Source organism: Thermus sp. (genome assembly GCF_040290245.1).
Lineage (GTDB): Bacteria > Deinococcota > Deinococci > Deinococcales > Thermaceae > Thermus_A.
In genome coordinates this window covers 16,040-29,781 of the sequence record NZ_PSMQ01000009.1, presented here as the reverse complement: position 1 = coordinate 29,781, position 13,742 = coordinate 16,040, and the positions used below count along the sequence as shown (strand labels likewise).

The window sequence follows — 13,742 nt, the reverse complement described above, 5'->3', positions numbered from 1 at the left end:
GTTCGGAGCTCGAGGCCCTGCAGGCCCGGTTCGAGGCCGAGGTGGCCCGGCTCAAGCTCCTCCTGCTGGAAAAGGCGAAGGAAGTTTCCCTGGACCGCCCCGGGGCGGTATAATCCCCCCGTGAGGCCCTTAGATGCCCTTTTTGAGTTCCTCTCCATTCCTTCCGTCTCCACCGATCCCGCCCATAAGGAGGACGTGCGGCGGGCTGCTTTTTGGCTGAAGGGCCGCCTCGAGGCCCTGGGCTTCCAGGTGGAGGTGGCCGAGACCCCGGGCCACCCCGTGGTCTTCGCCGAGAAGCGGGTCTCGGCCCAGGCCCCTACCCTCCTCATCTACGGGCACTACGATGTCCAGCCCCCGGAGCCTTTGGAGCTTTGGGAGACCCCCCCCTTTGCGCCCACGCTGAAAGAGGGGCGGATCTATGCCCGGGGGGCCTCCGACGACAAGGGCCAGATCTACGCCCACATCGCCGCGGTGGAGGCTTTGGGGGAGGCCTTGGGGGTGAACGTCAAGTTCCTGATCGAAGGGGAAGAGGAGATCGGAAGCCCCCACCTTCCCGATTTCGTTCGGGAAAACCGGGACCGGCTCGAGGCGGATGTGATCCTGGTCTCGGACGGGGCCATGTTCGCCCCGAAGACCCCCACCCTCACCTATGGCCTCAGGGGGCTGGTCTATCTGGAGGTCCTCCTGGAGGGTGCGGCGCGGGACCTCCACTCCGGGGTCTACGGTGGGGCCGCCCCCAACCCCCTTCAGGCCCTGGGCTGGATGGTGGCCCAGCTCAAGGGGGAGGACCACCGGGTCCGGATCCCGGGCTTTTACGACCGGGTGCGGCCCGTCTCGGAAGAGGAGAAGGCGCTTTGGCCCCGGGTGGACGAGGAGGCCTTTAAGCAGAGCATCGGCCTCCAGGCCCTTTGGGGAGAGGCGGAGCATAGCCTTCTGGAGCGTCTCTGGAGCCGACCCACCCTGGACCTTAACGGGGTGTACGGGGGCTTCCAGGGGAAGGGGAGCAAGACGGTCATCCCCGCCCAGGCGGGGTTCAAGTTCTCCATGCGCCTGGTCCCCGACCAGGACCCGCATGAGATCGCGGCTTTGGCAGAGGCCTACCTGAAGGCCATCGCCCCCCCGGGCATCCGGGTGCGCGTCGTTCGCCACGGCCTGGGCCGCCCCGTTTTGACCGATCCCCAAAGCCCCCTCATGCGCCTGGCGGCGGAGGCGTTGGAGGAGGTCTGGGGCAGAAGGCCCGTCTACACCCGGGAGGGGGGGAGTATCCCCATCGTGGCCGATCTCGTGGAGGTTCTAAAGGCCCCGGTGGTCCTCATGGGGTTCGGCCTCCACGACGACAACCTCCACGCCCCCAACGAGAAGCTGGACCTCTTAAACTTCGAAAAGGGGATCGAGGCGAGCCAGGCCTTCCTCAAGCGGCTTCGCCAGGCGGGTCTTAAGGGGCTTTCCCGGCCCGCTTGAAGATGAGGGCTTCCCCAACCCGGCCGGAAAGCTGAGGCACGGCGGCGCTTCTGGCCACCTGGGCGCAGAAGGCTACATCGGCCTCCAGGCCCACCCGCCTTAGGGCCTCGGCGGCCGCGGAGAGGTTCAAGGGCTCCAAGGGGTCGGGGTAGGCCCGCTTCACGGCGAGGGCGACCCGGCCCCCATCCTCCAGGGCCAGGTCCTGCGCCATGAAAAGGAGGTACTCCGCAAGCACCCCAGCGGTGTAGAGGTCGTCCAGGCCGATCCGCCCCTCCTTCCCCGCGCAGAGGATGGCCACCTCCTCCGTGGCCAGCTCCAGCGCCTTCCGGGCTGCGGCGTGGGCGTTAAAAAGGGAGGCCAGAAGGACGTGCTTGGCGGTCTTGGCCGCCAGGTGGGCGGCCCGGGTTCCGTTGGTCGTGCTCATCACCACGATCCGACCGCCCACCTGGGCCTGCAGGGCCTCCCGGGGGGAGTTGCCCAGATCAAACCCCGGGGGTTTTAACCCCCCCTCCTCCCCCGCCAGAACGACGTCCTGGTCCTTAAAGGCCCGGGCCGCCTCCAGGCTCTGCGTAAGGTAGAGCGCCTCCGCCCCGGCCTCCAAGAAGGCCGCGGCGGTGGTGGTGGCCCGGATGACATCCACCACCAGCACCACGTCCGAAAAGACGGCTTCCTCTTGGGCTTCCCCGGGTGGGGAAGCCCCCCGGGGCAAGGGGTCCACCCTTAGGCGCATCGCGTTTTCCTCCTATAAAAGCCCATGGGCGATCTCCTCCAGAAGCCTGGGGTTGAGGATCCGCACCGCCCCCCTTTCCAGCGTCAAGACGCCCCGCTTCCTAAGGGCGTGCAGGGCCCGGGTGGCGCTTTCCCGGCTCGAGCCCGCAAGGCCCGCCACCTGGGCGTGGCTTAGGGGGAGGAGGTCCTGGCCCGTCTTCCGGTGGGCCAGCCACAGGGCAAAGGCCACCCGGACCTCCACCTCCTCAAACACCAAAAGGTCCATGAGGAGGTTGGCCGCCCGGAGCCTTTCCACCAGGAGGAGGGCCAGGTTGTGCCCGAACCGGGGGAGGCGGCCTAAGAGGCTTTGGTACTCCTCCCGGAAGAGGAGGAGGAGCCGACCTTCCTCCAGCATCTCCGCCGAGGCGCTCCTTGGGGCCTCGTCCAGAAGGCTCATCTCCCCGAAGCCCTCCCCTGGGGCAAGAAACCCCAGGGTCCGCTCCTGACCCCCAAGATGGGTGCGGTAAAGCCGGACCAGGCCCTCTTCCACCAGATAGAGGGCCTGGCCCAGATCCCCCTCCTTGAAGATGACCTGACCCTTCCGGTACCGCCTGGGGATGAAGTAGCCGAGGGCGATCTGGACCTCTTCCGGCCTCAGGCCGGCGAAGAGGGGGCTTTGGAGGAGGGCCTGGAGCACGGCCCTACTCTAACCGAATCCTCACCTTTCCGCCAGAGGATGGGAAGGTGCTGCTCCGGGCCGAGGGGCTTTCCTACAGGTATGAAACCCCACTCTTCCAGAGGATCTCCCTGGTCCTTGCCCCCGGGGAGGTCCTGGCCGTCCTTGGCCCCTCAGGGAGCGGCAAAACCACTTTGCTTCACCTTTTGGCAGGGCTTCTGCCCCTTCAGGAGGGCGAGGTGTACTGGGAGGGCCTCCCCATCCGCGGCCTTTCTCAGGCGGCTTTGGCCCGGAGGCGGCTAGGGTTTTTGGGCCTCGTCCTCCAGCACCATTTCCTGATGCCCGAGCTCACCGCTTTGGAAAACGTCCTCCTTCCCGGCTACCTGGCGGGCCGGGTGGACCGGGTGCGGGGGCAGGCCCTTTTGGAGCGGGTGGGGCTGGCCCACCGCATGAACGCCCTTCCCCTTTCCCTTTCCGGAGGGGAGAGGCAGCGCCTTGCGGTGGCCCGGGCCCTTTACCTAAGGCCCCGGCTGGTTTTGGCCGACGAGCCCACCGCCAGCCTGGACCGCGTCTTGGCCCGGGAGGTCTTCGGCCTCCTCCTTTGGCTTTGCCGCGAGGAGGGGGTGGCCCTCCTCGTGGCCACCCACGACGAGGGGTTGGTCCAGGGCCTGCCCAGACTCGCCCTTTAAGGGTATGCTTTTAGCGTATGCCGATCCATGTGCGCGCCGAGCCCGGCACCGTCGCCCCTAGGGTCCTCCTTCCGGGGGACCCAGGCCGGGCGGAATGGATCGCGAGGACCTATCTGGAAAACCCAGTGCCCTACAACACCCACCGGGGGCTTCTCGGCTACACCGGCCGGTACCGAGGGGTGCCGCTTTCCGTGCAGGCCACGGGGATGGGGGCCCCTTCCGCGAGCATCGTGGCCGAGGAACTCATCCAGCTGGGGGCCAGGGTTTTGGTCCGGGTGGGGACCTGCGGAGCGGTGGACGGGGCCCTTCAACCGGCGGAACTCGTCGTCGTCCAGGGGGCGGTGCCCCTGGAAGGGACCAGCCGCCAGTACCTTCGGGGGCTTCCCTATGCCCCGGTGCCGGATGTGGAGGTCTTTTTGGCCCTCCTCCGGGCGGCCCAGGCCAAGGGCGTGCCCCATCGGGCGGGGCTTGTGGTGACGGAGGACGCCTTCTACGCCACCACCCCCGAGGAGGCGCGCGCCTGGGCGGCGTACGGGGTTTTGGCCTTTGAGATGGAGGCGAGCGCCCTCTTCCTCCTGGCCAAGATGCGCCGGGTGCGGGCGGGGGCGGTGCTTGCGGTTTCCAACCGGATCGGCGATCCCGACCTCGTCCCGGCCGAGGTTCTGCAGGAGGGGGTGCGGCGGATGACGGAGGTCGCCCTCGAGGCCATTCTGGAGGTGGAGTGATGGAAGACGAACACGAGTTTGTCCTGGAGATCCCGGAGTTTGAGCACCTCTCCTACGAGGTGGAAGGCGGGGTGGCCCTGGTTACCCTCAGGCGGCCCGAGGCCTTAAACGCCCTCAACCAGGAACTCCTTCTGGAGCTTTCCGAGGTGACCGAGGTCATCCAGCAGGACCCGGAGGCCCGGGTGGTCATCTTCACCGGGGAAGGCCGAGCCTTTGCCGCGGGGGCGGACCTTACGGAACTCGCCAAGATCGCCGACGCCTTCCAGGGCCGGGAGGCCTCGCTTTTCGGCCAACAGATCTTTTCCGAGATCGCCGCCTTGCCCGTTCCCACCATCGCCGCCATCAACGGGTACGCCCTGGGTGGGGGGCTGGAGCTCGCCTTAGCCTGCGACCTTCGGGTGGCCTCCCGGACGGCCAAGCTGGGCCTACCCGAGGTGGGCTTGGGCCTCATCCCCGGCTATGGGGGCACGCAGCGCCTGCCCCGGCTTATCGGGCGAGGACGGGCTTTGGACCTCATCTTCACGGGCCGGCATGTGGGCGCGGAGGAGGCTTTGGCGCTGGGTCTGGTGAACCGGGTGGGAGAGGATGCCCTCGAGGAGGCGAAGAAGCTTGCGGTCCAGATCCTGAAAAACGCCCCTATTGCCCTGGCCCTGGCTAAGGAGAGCCTGGTCCGGGGGGAAGGGCTGGACCTGCAGGAGGCCTTGGAGATCGAGGCGGACCTTTTCGGATTCGCCTGCACCACCAAGGACATGAAGGAAGGCGTGCGGGCCTTTTTGGAGAAGCGCGCGCCGGAGTTTAGGGGAGAATGAAGGAGGAAAGGGTCGTCCACGTCGCAAGCCCCAAGGCCAAGCTCTACCAGGAGGCGGACCAGGCCATCCGGGAGAAGCTCAAAGCCTATCCCAAGGCCCTTTCCGCTTACGAGCTCCTCATCCAGGACCCGGAGGCCAAGGCCGGCTGGAACATGGCCAACTACCTGACCATGCGCAAGCTGGGCTACAACGACCACGGCCGGGTCCATGCGCTCCTCACCGGGGCGGCCGGCGTGGCCATCCTGGGGCTTTTAGTAGAGGCGGGGGTGAGGCTGGATACGGTGGAGTCCGGGGCGGGGGAAGTGGAGGACGCCTTTGTGGTGGTCCTCCTCTCCACCATGCTCCACGACCTGGGCAACCAGGTTCACCGCTTCGGCCACGAGGCCTTTGGGGTTACCCTGGCCCTCCCCATCCTAAACCGCGTCCTCGAGCGCCTCTACCCAGACCCCGAACAGCGGGCTATGCTCCGGGCCCTGATCCTCCATGGCATCTACAGCCACGACCTCGAGCCCGAGCCCCTTACCCTCGAGGCCGGGGTTACGGCGGTGGCCGATGGGACGGACATCACCAAGGGCCGGGGGCGGAAGGCCTTCCAGCTGGGCTCCATCGATATCCACTCCATCAGCGCCCTGGCCGTGGACGAGGTGCGCATCCTTAAGGGAGAAAGGACCCCGGTGGAGATCCAGGTCCTGATGAACAACTCCGCTGGGATCTTCCAGGTGGAGGAAACCCTGACCAAGAAGGTCCTAAAGGGCCCCTTGCGCCCTTACGTGAGCGTGGTGGCCATGACAGATGGGGCCGGCCACGACCAGCGGATCGTCCACCGGGTGCGCCTCCACGAGGCGGAGCCCCGGTTCGTTCTAGACTAGACCCCTTCCAGGGGCACCACCGCCAGGGTGCACCGGCTGACCGAGATGAGCTTTCCCCCCTCGTCGTAGATCCGCACCTCCCAGACCTGGGTGCTTCGGCCCAGGTGCAAGGGGGTACCCACCGCCCGAAGGGTGCCTTCCCGTTTCCGTCTCAGGTGGTTGGCGTTGATCTCCAGGCCGAAGGCCGCGTACCCTGGCGGACAGTTCAGGAACCCCCCCACGCTGGCCACGCTCTCCGCCAGGGCCACGCTGGCCCCCCCATGCAGGAAACCAAAGGGCTGGTGGACTTTTGGGGTGACCTCGAGCTCCGCCACCACCTTCTCCTTGGAAAGCTCCAGATACCGGATGCCCAGGGTTTTGTCCAGGGTCTCCCGGTCCAGGTTGCTTCCCGAAGGGAACACCGAGAGGTCGGTTTCCATGGACTGAGTATACGGGTATAACAGAGGGGTGAGGGCGGTACGGTTTTACCCGGGGAGCCTCATGCCCCCGGCGGGCTTCTCCTTCTTCCAGGGCCTGGAGGAAAAGGCGGAGGAGGGGTTTCACCTGGTGGCCTTCGCGGAGGGCGCTCTAGATGCGCTGAAGGACGCACCCCGCCTCGAGGCCAAAAGCTTGGTTCTTCTTTCGCCCCTTCTGGAGGGCTCGCCTCTCCTTTGGGCCAAGGCCGAGGCCCTGCGCTTCGCCCTCGAAAGGGGAGGGCTCGAGGGGTTCGCCCGGGTGGGGCGGGCCTTCTTCTTCGGGCCGGGCACGGTGGGGGTTGCTTCCCGAAGGGAACACCGAGTTGCTTCCCGAAGGGAACACCGGGAGGAGGCCCTTTTTGAGGCCTGGCGAGAAGGGCTGAGGGAGGAGGGCGTCCGGAGTTTCCTGGAGTTTGTCCTTCATTTAAGGGATGAGCGGCGCTGGCTCCGGGCCTTCGAGGGGCGGGTTTTGGTTCTGGCTGGTGCCTGGGACGCCTTTCTGCTTCCCCCCCTTTCCGCCCGGGTGGTGGACTTCGCCAAGGGGGAGGCGGTCCGGCTCCTTCTGGAGGGGGGGTTTCTTGCCCCCTGGGAGGTGCCGGAGGAGGCTTCGGCCCTTATGGAAGGGTTCGTGAGCGGGGAAGGCTTCCGTCCCCTGCCCGAAGGGCGTGGGCCTTAGGGGGTGGCTAGAGGTTGGATTGGAGCGCGGCGAAGAAGGCCCGGAGCCTGACAGGGCTCTTTTTCCCGGGGGATTCCTCCACGCCGCTCGAGACGTCCAGGCCGTAAGGGTTTAGGGTCAAAGCCTCCGGGAGGTTTTCCGGGTTCAGCCCCCCGGCCAGGATGAGCCGCGCCCCTTGGTCCAGGAGGGGAAGGGCCCAGTCCCGCGGCCAGGCTTGTCCTGAGCCTGGGGTCTTCCCGTCCAGAAGCAAGGCATCCGCGGGGTAGTGGGCCCAGGAGGGATCAGCAGGGCCAGAGAGCCGAAAGGCTTTAATGACTGGGTAGTGTTTGCGGACCTCCAGGGCCCACTCCGGGGGCTCGTCCCCGTGAAGCTGGGCCACCTGGAGCCGGGCCCGCTCCATTAGACGGAGCACCGCCTCTGGGGGATCGTTGACAAAGACCCCCACCCGGGTTACGAAGGGGCCCAGGGCAAGGCCGATCTCCCGGGCCGCTTCCGGGGTTACGCGCCGCCTCGAGGGGGCGAGGACGAACCCCACCGCGCTCGCCCCCAGGGCCTCCGCGAGGAGGGCGTCCTCGAGGCGGGTAATTCCACAGACCTTCACCACCATAAAGCCCCTGGAAAGGTTGTTCACCCACACTTACTGTATCCACAGGCCTGGCACTTCTCGCACCCCTCCTCGTTGACCAGAGCCTGCACCTGACAGACCGGGCAGGTCTTGGCGAAAGAGGCCTTTTGGTCTTCCTCCCTGGGGTCCTCTTGGGGTTCCCTTCGGGAAGCAGCTTGGGGTTCCCTTCGGGAAGCAACCAAAGCCCCCCCGGAGACGGTAAGTGGAGGTTGAAGGGTGGCCTCGAGGGGTTCGCCTTGCGAAGCGACCTTGGAAGGGGGCGTGGCAGGTGAGCCGTTGGCCGTCTCCAAGGCCACCGCGATCAGATCCGCCTTGCTTGCCACCAGCCGGCCGTTGTAGGTCCCGTAAAGCCCCCCGTTAATGCCCCGGAGGGTCCTTATGATGGCCTCCTTGGGCACCCCGTACTGGAGGGCGATGGAGACCACCCGGCCCAGGGCCTCCGAATCGGCGTTGGCCTCGTCCCCCGCCTTCCCCGTGGTGAGGATGACCTCGATGGGGGCGCCCCCCTCGGTGGCGTTCACGGTGATAAGGTAGGAGTGCTTCCTTCCCTCCTTGTCGAAGAGCTTGACCATGTCCGTGAATCCGTAGAGCCGGCCCACCCGTTCGTAGACCGGTCCAGCGGGGGGGATGCGCTCGGCCTTTTCCGCTTGGGGTTCGCTCCGCGAAGCGGCTTTCTTTTCCTCCTTCTTAACGGTGAGGACCTGGAAGGCCCGGCTCCCGTCCCGGTAGACGGTGATCCCCTTGCACCCGGTGCGGTAGGCCTCGTAGTAGGCCGCCACCACGTCCTCCACCGTGGCCTCGTGGGGCAGGTTGATCGTCTTGGAGAGGGAGTTCCCCACGTACTTTCCGCCCTCGTCGAAGGCTCTTTGTACGGCGCTCTGCATCCTCACGTGGTCCAGGGGGTGGACGTCGTGGGCGCACTCGAAGACCTTCTGGAGCTCCTTCGGAATGAAGGGGAGGCCCTTTAAGGAGCCGTGGTTCTCCTGGATCTTCTCCACCACCTTCTCCCAGTCCCAGCCCCCCTCCTTCTCGTAGTCCGGATGGGGCGGGTACTTCGAGAGGAGTTCCTTAAAGAGGGGATGGATTAAGGCCTTGTACGCCCCGCCAATCCTCCGATAGACGAAGGGGGCAAAGACCGGCTCAATCCCGCTGGAGACCCCCATGATCATGCTGGTGGTGCCGGTGGGGGCCACGGTGAGGAGGGCCACGTTCCTGCGAGGCGGGAGGCCGAGGGACTCAAAGTAGGCCCGCTCCTCCTCGTAAAGGGGGAAGGGGCCCCGCTCCTCGGCTAGGGCCTCGGAGGCCTTGGTGGCCTCCTCCCGGAGGACGGTCATGACCCGGTGGACGAAGGCGCGGGCCTCCTCGCTGGAGTAGGGAAGGCCCAGCCGGATGAGCATATCCGCCAGGCCCATCACCCCAAGGCCCAGCCTCCGGAGGTTCTTTGCGGCCTCCTCGTTGTCCTTGAGGGCAAACCGGTTCACGGTGAGGACGTTGTCCAGAAACCGGACGGCCACGGGGATGTCCCGCCGGAAGGCTTCGAAGTCGAAGGCACCGTCCTTCACGTAGGCCTCGAGGTTGAGGGCCCCCAGGTCGCAGGGCTCGCCCACCGTGAGCGGGATTTCCCCGCACGGGTTTGTGCTTTTAATCACATACCTCTCCCCTAGTCCCCTTAGGGCCGAGAGCGCGTTCACCCGGTCGATGAAGATAAGCCCCGGCTCCCCCGTGGCCCAGGCGTGCCAGGCGATCTCCTGGAAGAGCCAGCGGGCAGGGACGCCCCTCTTTCCGTCCGGCGTGCGGAAGACGGGAATAGGCCTTAGGGAGGGGTCCAGGAAGGAAGACTCCGGCCACTCCCCCCGGTAGGGCTCCTCCAGCTCCTCCAGGACGTACTTCCCGGGCACCGGCTTGGGCACGGTCCAGAGGGCGTCCTCCTCCACCGCCTTCAGAAAGGCGTCCGTGGCCAGAACGGAGATGTTGAAGGTGGAGATATCCCCTTCCGCGCCTTCCCGGTCCAGGTCCTTGGCGGTGATGAAGTCCAGGATATCCGGGTGATCAACAGACAGGGTGGCCATCCCCGCCCCCCGGCGCACCCCGCCCTGGCGGATGCTCCTTAAGACGGGGGCGTAGACGTAGCGCAAGGTGGCCACGGGGCCCGCCTTTTCCGCCCCCAGGTTCACCCACTCCAGGAAGTTGTCAAAAAGCTCCACCAAAAAGCTCACCGGCCCCGAGCTTGTCCCCCCGCTTCCCTTGATGGGGCTTCCCTCGGGCCGGAGGAGGGAGAAGTCCACCTTTGGGGTCTCCCCCTTCCGGGCTAGATTCATGGCCTCCTTGAGGGCGTCCATAATCCCGGCCATGTCGTCCGGGACCATGAGGCGCTCCGCCGGGGGGGTCTTCACCGTGCGCACCCGGTTCTTTTGGGCGAGGGCCTCGAGCTCGGGGGAGACCTCCCCGTAGACCACCCGGACCCAGTTCCTTAAGGGGTGGGGCTCCTTCTCCCCATCCGGATTTTTAGAGGGCCGCATCAGCCCTAGGATGAAGTCCTTGGCGTCGGGGTGGTCGGCCTTAAGGTAGGCGAACCCCACCACCTTCCGCGTGGGCCTTTCCTCCGCGCTCCCATAGGGGTCCAGATTCACCCCGTTCCCCCCGCCCACCTTGGTGACCAGGGCGAGCTTCTTGGCCACCTCCATGATTCCCTCAAAGCTCGCCGGGGGGTTTTCCGTGGCCCCCTGGACGAAGCAGTTGAGGAGGTTCCCGTGGGCCGTCCCCGCCCCGGCCAGGATCCTTCCGCCGGGGGAGAAGCGCTTCTCGCTCATAAGCTCGAAGAACTTCTCCTCCCAGTAGGCCTGGTCCAGGGGGGCCTCGGCCTGGGCGATCGAACGGGCCACCCGGCGGAACATCCCGAGAATGTCCCCGTCTTCTGGCTGGAGGTACTGCCTCTTGGCCAGGTCTTGCGCGTGTTCGTCAAAGCGCTTCATATAATCCACCTCTTGCTCTTGATTCCCAAGTGACCTGAATCGCGAACCACCGCTCCTTTGATTTTTCCCAAAGCCCTTCCCCTAGATGTTCACCCATATATAGGGGAGGACGGTTTCAATCCTACAAGTTGTAGGGGGAGGGAGCAAGGGGAGCATCTCACATTTTGACCCAAGCCGCCTTTTATCCTAAAGGAGAAGTATGGTCCGGCTGCGCCAGGTTCTTCCTCCATACTTCCTAACCGATGCCCAAGGCAGAAGGGTCTACCTTCCGGACCTCAAAGGCCGGCCTTTGGCCCTGGTTAGGGATTCTGGCTTGGCCCTCGAGCTTTCGGAAAGCCGGGCCCTTTGGGAAGTCTTACCGGCTCAGGCTTACCTTTTGGCCAAAGCCCCTATTTCTACTCCCCTGCCTCTCCTTCTAGATCCTGCGGGCAACCTGGTGGAATCTATTCCAAAGGGGGGTGCGTTGGTGACCGACGCCCACCTCGAGGTCTACCACCTGGGGCCTGTTCAGGATGCAAGGGAGGTGGTGGAGTGGCTGGCCTTTGTCACCCACCAGTGCCCGGAGTGCGTTCTGCCGGAGCAGGACTGGGTTTGAGTGGAGTGGTTGACGCCCCTTTTCCTGAAAGGCACAATGTAAGGGATGCGCGCCGCCTTCTTGAGCTTGGGGTGCAAGGTGAACCAGGTGGAGATGGAGGCCCTTTTGGGCTTCCTAAAGGCCCTGGAACCCCAGGTCGTCCCCCTCGAGGAGGGGCCTGAGCTCGTGGTGATCAACACCTGCGCGGTGACCACCACTGCGGAGGCGGATGCCCGTAAACTCATCCGCCGGGCCCGGCGGGCCAACCCCGGGGCCTTCGTCGTGGTCACCGGATGCTACGCGGAGCTTTCTGGGGAGGCCCTAAGGGAACTGGGGGCGGATGTGGTGGTGCCGAACGCCCGCAAGGCAGAGCTTCCCGGGGTGATCCTCGAGCGCTTCGGCCTGCCTTCCGATCCCATCACCACCCCCCCTAACGAGTTCTGGGGGGCGGGGGAGAGGGGGCTTTTGAACAGCCGGGTCCGGGCGTTTTTAAAGGTCCAGGACGGTTGCCAGGCGGGCTGCGCCTACTGCATCATCCCCAGGCTCAGGGGCAAGGAGCGGCACCGGGACCATAAGGATGCCCTGCAGGAGGCGGAGGCGCTTTTGAAGCTGGGGGTGCGGGAGATCGTCCTCACCGGGGTACGGCTGGGAAGCTACCGGGGCCATCCCAGGGGCCTTGCGGGCCTGGTGGAGGACCTCTACCGGCTGGGGGCTTTCGTTCGACTCTCCTCCATAGAACCCGAGGACACCGGTGAGGACCTCCTTCGGGTCATCGCCAAATACGCGCCCGGGGTACGCCCACACCTACACCTCTCCCTTCAGACGGGCTCGGACCGGCTTTTGAAGCTCATGGGCCGCCGGTACGACAAGGCTTACTACCGCACCCTGGTCCAGAGGGCCTACGCGCTCATCCCCGGTTTCGCCCTCACCACCGACGTCATCGCCGGGCTTCCCACGGAGACGGAGGAAGAGCATGAGGAGACCATGCGTTTCCTGGAAGAGCTCAAACCCACCCGGGTCCACGCCTTCACCTACACCCCAAGGCCCAAGACCCGGGCCGCCTCCATGCCCCAGGTGCCCCTCGAGGTGCGCAGGCGGCGGACCCACGAGCTCATCGCTTTGGCCCACCGCCTGGCGGAGGAGCGCGTCCGCCCCAAGGTGGGCCAGGAGGTGGAGGTCTTGGTGGAGCGGCTCCGGGCCACAGGGGAAGAGCCCCTGGTTTTGGGACACACCCCGGATTATTACGAGGTCCGGGCCCGGGGCGTTGCCCAGGCCGGGGAGGTGGTGCGGGTCCGGGTGGAGGGGGTGGAGGGGTATGCCCTCCTGGGCCAGGTCGCCTTTAGGGAAAAAACAGAGATCCCCCTTCCTCTGGTAGTCTCTTGAAGTATGGATTGCGTGTTCTGCCGCATCCTCAAGGGAGAGCTTCCCGCCCGGTTCGTCTACGAGGACGAGGGGTTTGTGGCCTTTCACGACATCCGGCCCAAGGCCCCTGTGCACGTGCTGGTCGTCCCCCGGGAGCACGTGGAGAAGCTTTCCGACTACCCCGACTCGGAAGAGGGGGAGCGGAAGCTGGGGGCTCTATTCAACCGGGCCAACCGGGTGGCCCGGCTTCTCGGGCTTTCCGGCTACAAGCTCCAGGTGCACGTGGGAGAGAAGGGGGGGCAGGAGGTCTATCACGTTCACGTGCACGTCATGGGGTCGCCAGGCTGAACCGGTCTAGAACCTCCAGGCTGGGGTCCAGCGCCTGGACCTCGAGCGCATTCTGCCCCACAGTTAACACCACAAAATTCGGCCCTACGTGGATTTTCTGGCTTTCGGGCTTGACCATGGGCACGGCTCGGGGCCAGGCCCCACCACCCCCGGTGACCAGGTGGACGAGGCCTTTGGCCAAAAGCCTTTCATAGTGGTGGTCGTGCCCGGCCAGGACCAGAGCCACGCGGTGGCGCAGGAGGAGGGGCTCGAGGGCGCTTCTGAGGCTCCGGCTTCCCCCGTGGAGGCCGGAGGAGTACAGGGGGCGGTGGAGGAGGACCAGTTTCCAGGGGGCTTGGCTTTCCGAAAGGGCCCTTTCCAGCCAGGACCTTTGGGCCTGGGTGAAGTCCTCGCTGTAGAGGACAAAGGCCTCCACTTGGCCGATCTTGACGCGGTAGAAAGGCCTCTTTAGGCGGAAGCGGTCAAGCTGCTCGGCCAGGGCGGGGGCGTCGTGGTTGCCAAAGGCAGGGTAGAGGGGAATGGGGGGGAGGTCCTTCAGGTAAGCCTCGACCACCCGACCTCGAGGGTAGAAGTTGTCCCCTACCGTGAAAAGGGCCTCCAAAGGGGCCTGGGTATGAAAGCGCCATAAGGCCGAGGCCACCTCCAGTCGGTAAGGGGTCTCGGCCCCCCAGTCCCCGATGACGGCCAGGCGTTGGGCCAGGACCAGCTCAAGGAGGAGGAGGAGGGCCAAGGCCCGGGCCACTCTCAGGCCTCCGCACCCCCGGGCGTCTGGAGGCTCCCCCCCCCCCCCCCC

15 protein-coding genes are annotated in these 13,742 nt (G+C 66.0%); 9 read left to right on the top strand and 6 right to left on the bottom strand.

From position 1 onward, the window contains the following. Positions 1-120: 120 nt before the first annotated feature. On the top strand, positions 121-1,461 hold the full coding sequence (locus C4301_RS02490) for a dipeptidase (RefSeq protein ID WP_352413542.1): 1,341 nt from the start codon (positions 121-123) through the stop codon (positions 1,459-1,461). Here C4301_RS02490 and C4301_RS02485 read toward each other — a convergent pair. After that, positions 1,436-2,191 carry a 2-phosphosulfolactate phosphatase gene (locus C4301_RS02485; RefSeq protein WP_352413541.1) on the bottom strand — a complete coding sequence of 252 codons (756 nt, stop codon included), beginning with the start codon at positions 2,189-2,191 and terminating at the stop codon, positions 1,436-1,438. The genes C4301_RS02490 and C4301_RS02485 overlap by 26 nt on opposite strands. A gap of 12 nt (positions 2,192-2,203) precedes the next feature. After that, positions 2,204-2,866, bottom strand: coding sequence for a Crp/Fnr family transcriptional regulator (locus C4301_RS02480; RefSeq protein WP_352413540.1), 663 nt, complete (start codon positions 2,864-2,866; stop codon positions 2,204-2,206). A 47-nt stretch (positions 2,867-2,913) separates the two neighbouring features. Between C4301_RS02480 and C4301_RS02475 the strand changes: the two genes are divergently transcribed. The 4 genes from C4301_RS02475 to C4301_RS02460 are packed head-to-tail and all read left to right on the top strand — an operon-like array spanning position 2,914 to position 5,937. Beyond that, the gene (locus tag C4301_RS02475) at positions 2,914-3,534 is read left to right on the top strand and encodes an ABC transporter ATP-binding protein (protein ID WP_352413539.1); all 621 of its coding nucleotides are present in this window, start codon (positions 2,914-2,916) and stop codon (positions 3,532-3,534) included. A 17-nt stretch (positions 3,535-3,551) separates the two neighbouring features. Next, complete coding sequence (locus C4301_RS02470) at positions 3,552-4,259, top strand: phosphorylase family protein (RefSeq protein ID WP_352413538.1); 708 nt, start codon at positions 3,552-3,554, stop codon at positions 4,257-4,259. Next, positions 4,259-5,068 carry an enoyl-CoA hydratase/isomerase family protein gene (locus C4301_RS02465; protein WP_352413537.1) on the top strand — a complete coding sequence of 270 codons (810 nt, stop codon included), beginning with the start codon at positions 4,259-4,261 and terminating at the stop codon, positions 5,066-5,068. Before C4301_RS02470 ends, C4301_RS02465 begins: the two co-directional genes overlap by 1 nt. Then, positions 5,065-5,937 (top strand): phosphohydrolase, encoded by an 873-nt coding sequence (locus C4301_RS02460; RefSeq protein ID WP_352413536.1) that lies wholly within the window; start codon positions 5,065-5,067, stop codon positions 5,935-5,937. Before C4301_RS02465 ends, C4301_RS02460 begins: the two co-directional genes overlap by 4 nt. Here C4301_RS02460 and C4301_RS02455 read toward each other — a convergent pair. Continuing rightward, positions 5,934-6,356, bottom strand: a complete 423-nt coding sequence (locus tag C4301_RS02455; RefSeq protein ID WP_352413535.1) for a hotdog fold thioesterase — start codon at positions 6,354-6,356, stop codon at positions 5,934-5,936. The two genes, C4301_RS02460 and C4301_RS02455, sit on opposite strands and share 4 nt — an antisense overlap. A gap of 28 nt (positions 6,357-6,384) precedes the next feature. On the opposite strand from C4301_RS02455, the gene C4301_RS02450 reads away from it, so the two are divergent. After that, the gene (locus tag C4301_RS02450) at positions 6,385-7,068 is read left to right on the top strand and encodes an alpha/beta fold hydrolase (protein WP_352413534.1); all 684 of its coding nucleotides are present in this window, start codon (positions 6,385-6,387) and stop codon (positions 7,066-7,068) included. Positions 7,069-7,075: 7 nt separating this feature from the next. Here C4301_RS02450 and C4301_RS02445 read toward each other — a convergent pair whose 3' ends face one another. Both C4301_RS02445 and C4301_RS02440 read right to left on the bottom strand, forming a co-directional pair. After that, positions 7,076-7,675: a phosphoribosylanthranilate isomerase gene (locus C4301_RS02445; protein WP_352413553.1), complete on the bottom strand. Its 600-nt coding sequence runs from the start codon at positions 7,673-7,675 to the stop codon at positions 7,076-7,078. Between the two features lie 20 nt (positions 7,676-7,695). Next, positions 7,696-10,665 (bottom strand): adenosylcobalamin-dependent ribonucleoside-diphosphate reductase, encoded by a 2,970-nt coding sequence (locus C4301_RS02440; RefSeq protein WP_352413533.1) that lies wholly within the window; start codon positions 10,663-10,665, stop codon positions 7,696-7,698. A 199-nt stretch (positions 10,666-10,864) separates the two neighbouring features. Between C4301_RS02440 and C4301_RS02435 the strand changes: the two genes are divergently transcribed. Genes C4301_RS02435 through C4301_RS02425 form a run of 3 tightly spaced genes read left to right on the top strand, consistent with a single transcriptional unit; the run spans position 10,865 to position 12,949 of the window. Continuing rightward, a complete protein-coding gene (locus tag C4301_RS02435) occupies positions 10,865-11,260 on the top strand; it encodes a hypothetical protein (RefSeq protein ID WP_352413532.1) in 396 nt (131 codons plus the stop codon). 45 nt (positions 11,261-11,305) lie between these two features. After that, positions 11,306-12,622, top strand: coding sequence for a MiaB/RimO family radical SAM methylthiotransferase (locus C4301_RS02430; RefSeq protein ID WP_352413531.1), 1,317 nt, complete (start codon positions 11,306-11,308; stop codon positions 12,620-12,622). Positions 12,623-12,625: 3 nt separating this feature from the next. Continuing rightward, complete coding sequence (locus tag C4301_RS02425) at positions 12,626-12,949, top strand: histidine triad nucleotide-binding protein (protein ID WP_352413530.1); 324 nt, start codon at positions 12,626-12,628, stop codon at positions 12,947-12,949. On the opposite strand, the gene C4301_RS02420 is transcribed toward C4301_RS02425, so the two are convergent. After that, complete coding sequence (locus C4301_RS02420; RefSeq protein WP_352413552.1) at positions 12,930-13,691, bottom strand: metallophosphoesterase family protein; 762 nt, start codon at positions 13,689-13,691, stop codon at positions 12,930-12,932. The genes C4301_RS02425 and C4301_RS02420 overlap by 20 nt on opposite strands. Positions 13,692-13,742: the final 51 nt, after the last annotated feature.

Coding starts and splice junctions, on each gene's coding strand:
- C4301_RS02485 (WP_352413541.1), bottom strand. CDS start 2,191: ATGCGCCTAAGGGTGGACCCCTTGCCCCGGGGGGCTTCCCCACCCGGG.
- C4301_RS02470 (WP_352413538.1), top strand. CDS start 3,552: ATGCCGATCCATGTGCGCGCCGAGCCCGGCACCGTCGCCCCTAGGGTC.
- C4301_RS02465 (WP_352413537.1), top strand. CDS start 4,259: ATGGAAGACGAACACGAGTTTGTCCTGGAGATCCCGGAGTTTGAGCAC.
- C4301_RS02460 (WP_352413536.1), top strand. CDS start 5,065: ATGAAGGAGGAAAGGGTCGTCCACGTCGCAAGCCCCAAGGCCAAGCTC.
- C4301_RS02455 (WP_352413535.1), bottom strand. CDS start 6,356: ATGGAAACCGACCTCTCGGTGTTCCCTTCGGGAAGCAACCTGGACCGG.
- C4301_RS02445 (WP_352413553.1), bottom strand. CDS start 7,675: ATGGTGGTGAAGGTCTGTGGAATTACCCGCCTCGAGGACGCCCTCCTC.
- C4301_RS02440 (WP_352413533.1), bottom strand. CDS start 10,665: ATGAAGCGCTTTGACGAACACGCGCAAGACCTGGCCAAGAGGCAGTAC.
- C4301_RS02435 (WP_352413532.1), top strand. CDS start 10,865: ATGGTCCGGCTGCGCCAGGTTCTTCCTCCATACTTCCTAACCGATGCC.
- C4301_RS02430 (WP_352413531.1), top strand. CDS start 11,306: ATGCGCGCCGCCTTCTTGAGCTTGGGGTGCAAGGTGAACCAGGTGGAG.
- C4301_RS02425 (WP_352413530.1), top strand. CDS start 12,626: ATGGATTGCGTGTTCTGCCGCATCCTCAAGGGAGAGCTTCCCGCCCGG.